The organism is Streptomyces sp. URMC 129, from assembly GCF_051386415.1.
Classification (GTDB): domain Bacteria; phylum Actinomycetota; class Actinomycetes; order Streptomycetales; family Streptomycetaceae; genus Streptomyces.
Genome location: NZ_JBPQTQ010000174.1, coordinates 1 through 9,569, shown reverse-complemented (window position 1 = coordinate 9,569; position 9,569 = coordinate 1). Strand labels below are relative to the sequence as shown.

At 69.0% G+C, this 9,569-nt stretch carries 5 protein-coding genes and 2 pseudogenes; 3 read left to right on the top strand and 4 right to left on the bottom strand.

Annotated features, from left to right (window positions below):
* The first annotated feature begins 334 nt into the window (after positions 1-334).
* Positions 335-943, top strand: coding sequence for an NUDIX domain-containing protein (locus tag ACSNOC_RS25580; protein ID WP_436749938.1), 609 nt, complete (start codon positions 335-337; stop codon positions 941-943).
* A gap of 20 nt (positions 944-963) precedes the next feature.
* On the opposite strand, the gene ACSNOC_RS25575 is transcribed toward ACSNOC_RS25580, so the two are convergent.
* On the bottom strand, positions 964-1,353 hold the full coding sequence (locus tag ACSNOC_RS25575; RefSeq protein ID WP_436749937.1) for a hypothetical protein: 390 nt from the start codon (positions 1,351-1,353) through the stop codon (positions 964-966).
* Between the two features lie 212 nt (positions 1,354-1,565).
* Between ACSNOC_RS25575 and ACSNOC_RS25570 the strand changes: the two are divergent.
* Positions 1,566-2,396: pseudogene (locus ACSNOC_RS25570) on the top strand (IS110 family transposase); the annotation flags it as partial.
* 335 nt (positions 2,397-2,731) lie between these two features.
* Complete coding sequence (locus ACSNOC_RS25565) at positions 2,732-3,355, top strand: serine/threonine-protein kinase (protein ID WP_436749936.1); 624 nt, start codon at positions 2,732-2,734, stop codon at positions 3,353-3,355.
* Here the strand turns inward: ACSNOC_RS25565 and ACSNOC_RS25560 are convergent.
* The 3 genes and pseudogenes from ACSNOC_RS25560 to ACSNOC_RS25550 all read right to left on the bottom strand — a co-directional run.
* Positions 3,337-4,767, bottom strand: a complete 1,431-nt coding sequence (locus tag ACSNOC_RS25560) for a hypothetical protein (protein ID WP_436749935.1) — start codon at positions 4,765-4,767, stop codon at positions 3,337-3,339. The genes ACSNOC_RS25565 and ACSNOC_RS25560 overlap by 19 nt on opposite strands.
* Positions 4,768-4,798: 31 nt before the next feature.
* A complete protein-coding gene (locus ACSNOC_RS25555; RefSeq protein WP_436749934.1) occupies positions 4,799-8,467 on the bottom strand; it encodes a hypothetical protein in 3,669 nt (1,222 codons plus the stop codon).
* Positions 8,460-9,569 (bottom strand): annotated as a pseudogene (locus ACSNOC_RS25550) (hypothetical protein); the annotation flags it as partial. The gene ACSNOC_RS25555 and the pseudogene ACSNOC_RS25550, both read right to left, overlap by 8 nt.

Here is a 9,569-nt window from a genome sequence, read left to right as displayed (position 1 = left end):
GTCAACGGCGGAATCCTCGGTCCAGGTCGCGTCACACCCGACCAACGACGAATCTCCGACTCAGGACACTAGGGCCTCTCTTCCGGATCTTCGCGGGGCCGCGACGCTCCCCCAGCCCGGCGGCCGGGAGGTACCCCCAGGCATCCCGCGCCCCCGGACGTCGTCCGGGAGGTGCCCCCAGGCTGCGTTGCCGAATCGCGCGAGTACGGCCACGTACGAGCTGCGATCCGGCGCCTTGCCAGCCGGGCGCCAGACGCCGCGGCCTGATCCACGAAGATCCAAAAGAGAGGCCCTAGCTGCGTAGGACGTCGCGCAGGTGCAAGGGCGGTAGCGTGTGGATCCTCGCCTGTGGGCCCGGTCCAGTCGGCACGGTCGTGGCGGAGGCGATGTTGTCGGCGGAGCCGTGTCTCGTTGGGGGTTGTTGTTGAGTTCGTTCGCCAAGGTCACGACGGGTGCGCTGGTGGTGGTGCCCGGTCCTGGGGGGACCGTCACGTTCGTGCGTCAGGAGCGCGGGCCGTACGCGGGGTCGTGGCTGTTGCCGGGCGGGAAGGTGGAGTTCGGGGAGGCGCTGGAGGATGCGGCGCGGCGGGAGGCGGCCGAGGAGGCCGGCTGTGTGGTCGGTTCGTTGTCCGGGGTCGGCTTGTACGAGATGCGTGGGTCGTGGGCCAAGGGGCCGTACCACTTCCTGATGTACGTGTTCCTGGCGGATGAACCGGCTGTGGTGCCCGAGGGGTTCGCCGGGCACCACGTCACCGAGGTGCGGCAGGCACGTTGGGATGAGATGCGTCCGCATCCGACGGACATGCGGATCCTGAATGACGCCGGGGTCGCCGACTACCCGGAGGCGGACGTCGACGCCGGGCTGGCCCGGGACGGGATCACCATGACGTGCTTCCCCGCGGCCGGGCTCGCCGCGTCGCTGGGGTCGGCTGGCCGAAGGTAGGCGGCGACGGGGGCCGCCGGTCACGGTGTCGGATCGGGCTGCCAGGCGACGCCGCCGAGGCGGCCGTCTTCCAGGACCGCGCAGCGGATCGCCCGGTGGGCGCTGTAGCGTTCACGGATGGCTGTGGTGATGCCGATGGCGAGCTGCTCGCAGCTGCGCGTGCCGAAGTCCAGCGGACCGCCCTTGGCGGCGGGCGCCTGGTCGGCGAAGCCGGGGAGCAGTGTGTCGAGCCAGCGGGCAGCGGCGTTGATCTCGATCTCGCGGTCGTCGTGGAAGACCTCGATGTCGACTTCGGCGACGAACAGGTGCCGGTGGCGTGCGCGCAGGTAGTTCTCGGGCTCGGGGGCGGCGGGCCAGCGGTGAAGGCCCTCGGCCTGCGTGGTGAGGCGGACGAAACGGGTCAGCGGCATGGTGCCTCCGTAAGTTGTTTGGTGGCCCGGGAGGGCCGGATGTGGCTGACGGTGCCTTGCCGGTTGTGGCTCGGAAGGAGTGGCCGTCCGGCCCTCCGGGGCGCCCTGGCTGTTGATTGAGATGTGCGCGCCTTGTGCGGTCGCTGTTTACAGAGATGACAGCGGGGTGTTCCTCGGGCCGACGGCGTGTTGTGCGGAACGAGGAGAGGCGAGTGAGCGAGCGCCGGACCCAGGTCTGGGTCGGTATCGACGCAGGTAAGGGGCATCATTGGGCCGCGGTGGTCGACCGCACCGGAGCCACCTTGTGGTCGAAGAAGATCGACAACGACGAGTCGGCGATCCTGACCGCGCGCTCGGCGAGATCCTCGGTCTGGGGGACGAAGTCCACTGGGCGGTCGACATCTCCGGCACGTCCTCCGCGCTGCTGCTGGCCCTGCTCGCGGCGCACGGCCAGCGGGCCGTCTACGTGCCCGGCCGGACCGTCAACCGCATGTCGGGTGCCTACCGGGGCGAGGCGAAGACCGACGCGCGCGACGCCTACGTCATCGCCGGGACCGCCCGGCATCGCAGGGACTTCGCCACGATCGACGTGCCCGCCCAGCTCGCCGCCGACCTCGCGCTGCTGACCGCGCACCGCTCGGACCTGGTGGCTGACAGGGTGCGGCTGATCAACCGTCTGCGCGACGTGCTGACCGGCGTCTTTCCCGCTCTGGAACGGGCCTTCGACTACTCGGCCCACAAGGGCGCACTGGTCTTGCTGACCGGCTACCAGACCCCGGCCGCCATCCGCCGACGCGGCCGGGCCAGGCTGACGGCCTGGCTGGCCAACCGGAGCGTGCGCGGCCGCCGACGCGGTCGCGGCCACTGCCCTGGAGGCCGCCGAGGCCCAGCAGACTGCCCTGCCCGGCGAGGACATCGCCGCCCAGATCGTCGCCGACCTGGCCGCGCAGATCCTCGCCTTGGACGACCGTCTCAAACGCATCGACCGGCAGATCCGCAGCTGCTTCCAGCGAAGCTGCGTGCGCTTGCCGAGGATGCCGGGTTCGAAGCGCGCCGAAGTGCAGACGGCGGTTGGCGGGTCTGCGCTCGGCGGGTGTCGCAGCCATCGCGGTCCTGGTCGACCCAGTGGTTGAACAGGTCACGGTCGTACCGGGACGGTCCTCCGTGCAGGTGGGCAGGCGGCCGATCAGCTCAGACAATGTTCCGGACACCTGCTGCGCCGGCGTGGGCGCGGCGGGAACCGTGGGGGAGGTGAGGGCGAAGGTGGCCGCGGCGAGGGCGGCGGCCGTCAGGATGCGGGGGGGTAGGCCTCATACCCGGGTGTCTGGGCCGGGCGCGGCCCCGGCATGCTGCCCGGCGGCGTACTCCACCCCGGCGGGTGAGGCCCTGCGTCGGACGTTGCGACCACCCGAACATCGTGACCGTACACGATGTCGTCATCGAGGACGGCGTTCCGTGGATCATCATGCAGTTGGTGCGCGGCCGTTCCCTGCAACAACGCCTGCGGGTCGAAGGGCGGCTGCGCCCCGAAGGCGCCACCCGTGTCGCCGAAGGGCTGCTCAAGGCCCTGGAGGCCGCGCACCGGGCAGGCATCGTGCACCGCGACATCAAGCCCGCCAACGTGCTGCTGGCCCCAGTGCTCACCGACCTCAGGATCGCGGTCCACGAGGCCGACGCCACCCTGACCGCCACCGGCGCGGTCATCGGCTCCGCCGCCTACATGGCCCCCGAACGCCCCCGAGGCGAGAAAGGCGGGCCGCTCGCCGACCTGTTCTCCCTCGGCGTGACCCTGCACGAAGCCGTTGAGGGAACCTCCCCATTCGCCCGCGACTCAGCTGCGGCTTCGCTGCAAGCCATCGCCTACGAGGAGCCCCCGCCGCTGCGCCACGCCGACGTGCTGGAGCCGCTCATCACGCAGCTGCTGGCCAATAACCCGGGCGAGCGCCCGTCCGCCACCGAGGCACTGAACATCCTCAGCTCCGCCTACCGTTTCGGATCATAGGATCTGTCCAAATACCACCACCAACGGGCGTTACCGGAATTGATATTCCTAAGCGAGACGCCGCCATTTGCTTTATTGTCCTCATTGAGGCCCGTCTTGTCAAGATGTTGATTCCTGATGATGACCGCATCGCCGAAACGGAGGATCTCACCGTTGTCGCTCACTTTGCCGCTGGTCGTGATGTTGCCACTGCCGGCGTCGAGGCTGGAACCGGTGATCGCTCCATCCTTGTCGATTCCATAGCTGGTGCCGATCTTCAGGCTCGAGCCCTTGATGGTTCCGCTGGTCGTGATGTCACCGGCGCCAGCGTCGAGGCTGGACCCTTTGACCATTCCGCTGGTCGTGATGTTGCCACTGCCGGCGTCGAGGCTGGAACCGGTGATCGCTCCATCCTTGTCGATTCCATAGCTGGTGCCGATCTTCAGGGCCGAGCCCTTGATGGTTCCGCTGGTCGTGATGCTGCCGGTACCGGCGTCGAGGCTGGAACCGGTGATTGCGCCTCGGCAGTCTAGGTCTTTCTGGGCGGTTACCTTCCCTTTGAGAGTGACGGCACTTTCAGCCGTGAGGTTTCCCGCGCAGGTGAGGCCGTCGAGCTTGGGGTCTTTGACGGTGACAGTGGTGCTGAGGTGGTAGGTGGCTCCGGCGATGGTGTAGCTGAGGACGAATGCGGTGTCGCGCTGGACGCAGTAGGTTTTGTAGTGGTTGGTGTTGCCCGCACTATGCGGCTCGCCGGTCTCGGTAGCGACTTCGGTGGGGACTTCGGTGGCGCCGCTGCCGGCAAGGACGGTATAGCTGAGGTTACTGGGGCCTCGCCAGTGGAGGGTGACCTTGGCGCCTCGCGCAACGTCCGGGGCACCTTCGACCACATCCGCTGGTTTGGCATGGAAGTCGCAGACGACATTGGCGGGCACGGCCGGTCGCGGGAATTTGGGGACCTTGTGCGGGGTGAATACGGGGTTCACCGGCCATTTCGTCAGGTCCTGTGTGGTGGTCTCGCGGATCTCGATGCGGGCGGTCCCGGGCACAGTGCTGATGTAGAGTCCGGTGAGGCTGAAAGTCACGCCGGTTTTGTCGACGGCGACCATCTCGCCGCTTTTCGGGACGGCCTTGAACTTGGCGTACTCGCCTTTGGGTAGTCCGCCGTTGACGTCGTCCTGGAGGCGTGTAACCGTCCAGTTGCCGGAGTTTTCCTTTCCTTCGCCGCCCTTGGCCCGGAGCAGGCTTTGTGCGTAGGTGCCGATGGGGAGGTAGAACAGGATTTCTCGGCAGTAGACGGTGCTGGCGCCGCCGTTGGAGACGGTGATGTTCAGTGTGGCGGGCAGGGACTGGGCGTCGGCCGCGTACAGCGGGTAGGGGTCGCTGATGATGGCGTAGTCCAGCAGGGGCGAGCTGACAGTGGTGGTCGCGGTCACCGCAGGGTCTCCTTCGATTGGCGGGGGGTGTTCAGGAGGTGCCGAATCCGCCGGTGAGCCGGAGGTAGCCGGTGCGTACGGTGGGGTCGTCCTCGTCGAGCCGGGCGGTCTGGTCGGGTTCGGCTACGGGCAGGTCGGTCCACACCGGCGTCGGCTGGCTGTCGTCCCCGGACGGCGGGCGTTTCAGGTGGAGTTCGGACCAGTTCCAGGTGCCGCGCGGGGTCGCGGGGTGGGCGAGGGCGAGCGCGGTGGAGAACTGTGATGCGGGCTGCCTGGCCGGCGTGGTCAGGGGGATTTTGCGGAGGGCCGCGAGGACGGGGCTCAGCCGCAGGGAGATGGTCATCGCCGCCATGGCGGTGCGGGTGAAGCGACTGGGCAGCCGCAAGTCGGCCACGGGCAGCAGGTCGGTGGTGGCGTGGACGGCGGCCTGGGGGTCGACCATCAGCGTGAGGTGGGTGCGGGTGGTGGAGTCCGCGGGCAGGCTGGGCCAGTTGTCGGCGCTGATCTTCTGGACGTAGTCGGTGGGTTGGGGAGTGCCTGGGGCGGTGACGCTGTAGAAGGTGCCGTAGTCGTCGCCGTCGAAGTAGCCGATCAGGCCGTCGCCACGCTGGGCGGCGTTGCCGAGCCGGATGGGCCAGTGGTAGCCCAGGTGCTCCACCTCGGGGGGCATGACGGGAGGAAAGAGGTGGGTGGTGGCGCGAGGGTCGATGATGGAGCGCCAGTTGCGGGCGTACTGCCAGCCGGGGTCGCTCACGGGCGGACCGTCGAGTTCGAACCCGAGTCGGGTGCGGACCAGGGCGACGGGGCGGCCTAGGAGGGTGCCCAGCACGTCGTCGCCGTAGGGGTTGCCCGGGTCGATGGAGGTCAGGGCGCGGTCGGTGGTGGACAGCAGGTCCATGAACGCTTCCTTGCCCTGGGCGGCCAGGGCGACGGCGAACCGGTACAGGTGCGGTCGGCGGGTCCGCAGGTCATCGAGGGTGTGGGCGTCGGAGTGGGGCAGCGGGTTCCAGCCCACGACGAGTGCGGTTCCGGTGGGGCCGGTTGTGCGTTTGAGGGTGAGTTCCCCCAAGGGGGCGCCAGTGGGGGCGTAGCACAGTAGGGAGCGGTCGACGTAGCTGGGGATGATCCAGGCGCATACGGGTGTGGTTTCGGCGGTGAGGTCGACCGGTTGGTTGTCGTTGTGCTCGTTGACGAAGGTGAAGTTCAGGCGTGCCGGTTGCAGCAGGCGGGGCGGGAGTTGCGCATACTCGCCAAACTTGGGGCCCTTGTTGTCGGGTGGGAGCAGGCTGGGGGCGATGATGGGGAGGTTCTTGTTACTGGGCAGGTAGACGTCGAAGGACTGGCCGAACTCGTCGACGATGCACAGGGCTGTGAACTTGATGCGTCCGGCGCGGATCTGGGTGAAGCCCGAGGGCTGCCATGCGTCGAAGGGCTCGGGCATGGGGCCTGGGACGGGCAGGTGGCCGCAGGCGTCGCCGACGAGCTCGCCGATGATGCCGGGTGGGGCGAGATTGGGGCCGGTGTCGCGGTTGGCGAAGGAGTCGGTGAGTCCGTCGAGTTCCTGAGAGAGCAGGTCCTGTCCCCTGGCCTGTGCTGCCGCGGTGGTGAAGGCTTCGGCGAGGTGGCCGTCGTAGTCTTCGGCGCAGCGGGTGAGTTGGCTGGCGGTGGTGTACTGGGGCAGGGGGATGAGGAAGCGGCGTCCTCGTACCTCTCCTTTGTTCTTGGCTCCGGCCGTGCCGCGTTTCCATCGGTACCTTGTGCCGTCGAATTCCCAGTGGGGGTGGTCGACGGTGCCGTAGCCGATGGCCTCGTGGAAGACCTTCCACTGGTACAGCAGCGGCTTCCACGGCTGCCGCCACCGCGGGGGTTTGATCTCGGGCGGGATGTCCTCATCGGGGCTGTCGAGCACGTGCAGGAATTCGGCCAGGAGGGCGGGGACGATCTTGGGGATGCCGAGGGACTCGGTGATCTTCAGGTGTGTGAATGCCTGCGGGAGTGGGTCTGTGGGTGTGATGCCGTTCTCGAGCTGGGAGGGCATGCGGCACAGCAGGGAACCGGTGCCGTCCAGCGGCGGGTGCTGCTGGCCGCCGTTGCCGCCAGAGATCACCACGGTCGGGTCGGTGACCTGCCAGAACGGCGGCAGAGACTCGCGGCGCAGCTCGTGGCCGGGTGGCAGTGGGTGCTTTTTGAGATAGTTCGCGATGGAATCGGCGAGCTCTTTTGGGGTGGCACCGTGGGGGATCTTCTTGCGTAGTTCGTTCAGTTTTTCTTGCCGTGCGGCCACTTTGGTGGCCAGGCTTTCGGGGTTGTCCGGGTCGGTCTCGGCGCGCAGTTCCTCGCGGCTGTACTGCGGGGGGATGCGGGGTCGGCCGTGCATCCACCACAGTGCGTACAGTCGCCACTGCAGGGCCGCCAGGGTGCGGGCCGCCTGGTCGTAGGCGGCCTGGTCGGTGTTGAGGGTGGCCAGCATCCGCTCGTGGGTGCGGGCGACGCCGGACCAGGTGACGGACTGCTCCTTGCCGCTGGTGTTGCCCTTCTCGGCGGTGTTCACGATCCGCCAGATGTGGCCGCCGGGGGACTGTTCGAACCAGCCGCGGTGCACGGCCTGCGCAGCGGCGAGGAGACCGTCGGGCCCGTCCAGGGTGTCGATAAGGCCCCGGCCCAGCGCGTGGAGCAGCCCCGGCTCGATGCTGTCCGTCGTGCCGAGTCCGGCGGGGGCCAGGACACTGCGCAGGGCGGCGCTGGCCTCATCCGCGCTGCTGCCGACCGCCACCTTCACGCGGTCCCGGCTCTTGGGGCGGTTGGAGTCGGGCGGCTTTTGTGTGTTGCGGCAGCGGTTCCAGTCCACGCTTCTGGCGCGGCCGCAGTAGGTCGTGGATGTCGGCCGCCAGCTGGCGGGCCTCCCGGTGACCTTCCATCCCAGGTCGGCCAGCACGCTGTCCACAGTGGCGCCGCCAGCCTTGAGCCGTCGGTCGAGTTCTTCCTGCCCGGGGTCGGAGTACCAGCCGATGACCTGGTAGTCGACGGTGGCTTTGTCGATGTTGCGCTGATCGTTGTCTTTCAGTTCGTCGTGGAGGCTGAAGACGTTGTGGTGGTAGGGCTGGTAGGCGTGGAAGGTGATCAGGCCGGGGCCGACGGCGGTGAGGAACAACTCCTTGCGGTAGCGCTGCCCGGGATCCAGGGCCGGCTCCTCCCACCTGGTGCCGCTCTCGCCGATGTCCTGGCGGCGGCCGATCCGCGTGATGATGATCGTGGAGCGGAAAGGCGTGGACTGCGGGTCGCTGGCGCCGGGCTTCACGGGGTGGATGTAGGGGGAGGTGCCGTTGTCGGGGTGGAGGAAGTCGCTTTCGACCATCCAGCCGGTGGTGTGGTCCTTGTTGTCCTTGACGCGGCGGATCACCAGCCACCGGTTGGGGACCAAGGGGAACTGCGGCGGCCCGTCGGGGGTGCGCGCCTGGCCGTGGCGTAGCGCGTCGGGCAGCATCCAGCGCACGTATACGCCGTCGTGCTTGTCATCGCCGGGCTCGTTCCAGGTCTGCTCGCTCTCGAACGGGCCCGGCTCGGGGCTGTGGTTGTAGCGCAGCAGGTTGAAGTTGGCCTCCCAGCGGCGGAAGCCCTGTGCACGGACGCTGGAGTCCACGACGAGGGCGTCCACCTGCACCGGTACGATCAGTGTGCTCGCGGTGGAGAGGTCAGACATCGTGGTGCTCCTTCTGTGCGGGCGGGAGGTTCTGGTGCGCGGCGCGGAAGGTGCGGCGCTGCGCGGCGTTGATCATCTGGATGGCGAACTCGCTCGGCGTCAGCTTCCGGTCTTCGGGGAAGCCCACCGCCTCTCGCAGGGCGTCGGCAAGCTTGCCGATGTTCATCACGTTCACCGTCTTGTCGCCGGGGGTTCGGCGGTAGGCGTCCAGTCCGGGGGTGTCCGGGAACTGTTCGCCGGTCTCCTGGCCGAGGCGGTGCTCGGAGGACTCTTCCAGCGCGCGCAGGCGGATGATGCCGTTGTCGACCGGCTCGTAGAGCCCCGGTGGCACCCACTCGTCGATGCCGAAGTGCAGGCCCTGCTGGGGCTCGGCGAGTTCCAGCCGACCCGGTACTCCCTCGATCAGGACGAACAGGACGTCCGCGGCCAGGTGCTCGCGGCGCACCACGGGCAGCGGGTCCTCGCCTGGTGTCTGCTCGCGGGCGGTGTAGGGGCGCACCTCCAGGGACGGCCAGCCGGCCACGAGACGGGAGCGGATGAGCACGCCGGTGCGGTGGGTGCCCGGCTCGGGCAGGACCACGCTTCCGCCGCCGAAGACGACCTCGTTGGCGGCATGGTCGAAGCGGTGGGCCAACCCCACGCTCAGCGCCCCCTCGGTCAGTGCCCTGATCCACACCGGGTCGAGATAGAAGACCCGCAACGACTCGGCGGGCAGCATCCGCGCGTCGGGGACCAAGTGGCAAAACGGTACCCCGGCCAGCGTCCGCCGGGCCTTGAGCCAGTCCAGCACGGTCGACAGGTCATCGTCCGGCGCGGGAGCCCGCGGCCCGCGCCGGCCCGGTCCGGCGCGCAGTTGCGGCTCGGTCAGCGGGGCCACGGCCGCGCGCAGCCGGGCGAGCAGGGCGGGATCCGCGCGCAACCGCTCCGCGCTCACATCGGCGGCGGGCGGCAGCACCGACGCATCGGGGTGCGGGGTGACCGGCCCGAACGCCGACGACGCCCACGCGGCCACGCCGTTGTCGACGCGGCCGCTCACCCACTGCTCCAGGTACTGCCGCCCCCGGAGCCGGTACGGGGCGGCCCGCAGCTCGCGGTCGATGGC